Annotated in this window: 1 protein-coding gene; it reads left to right on the plus strand. The window is 69.3% G+C overall.

The features are described from left to right. On the plus strand, positions 1 to 528 hold a 528-nt coding region (locus ACIQUT_RS05780; RefSeq protein WP_403559848.1), incomplete at both ends, for a tetratricopeptide repeat protein.

The following is a 528-nucleotide window of genomic DNA, read 5'->3' on the forward strand; positions in this document are numbered from 1 at the left end:
TCCCAGGCCGAGATCGGGAACCGGCAGGGCGCACTCACCACCATCACCGAAGCCGTCACCATCCGCCGCGCCCTCGCAGTCGACAACCCAGCCGCCCACCTCCCCGACCTCGCCGCCGCCCTCAACAACCTCGCCGCATCCCAGGCCGAGACCGGGAACCGGCAGGACGCACTCACCACCATCACCGAAGCCGTCACCATCCGCCGCGCCCTCGCAGTCGACAACCCAGCCGCCCACCTCCCCAACCTCGCCATGTCCCTCAACAACCTCGCCAACCGTCAGGCCGAGACCGGAGACCGACAGGACGCACTCACCACCATCACCGAAGCCGTCACCATCCGCCGCACCCTCGCAGCCGACAACCCAGCCGCCCACCTCCCCAACCTCGCCATGTCCCTCAACAACCTCGCCAACCGTCAGGCCGAGACCGGGAACCGACAGGACGCACTCACCACCATCACCGAAGCCGTCACCATCCGCCGCACCCTCGCAGCCGACAACCCAGCCGCCCACCTCCCCAACCTCGCC

It is taken from the genome of Streptomyces sp. NPDC090445 (genome assembly GCF_044769385.1).
Taxonomy (GTDB): Bacteria; Actinomycetota; Actinomycetes; order Streptomycetales; family Streptomycetaceae; genus Streptomyces.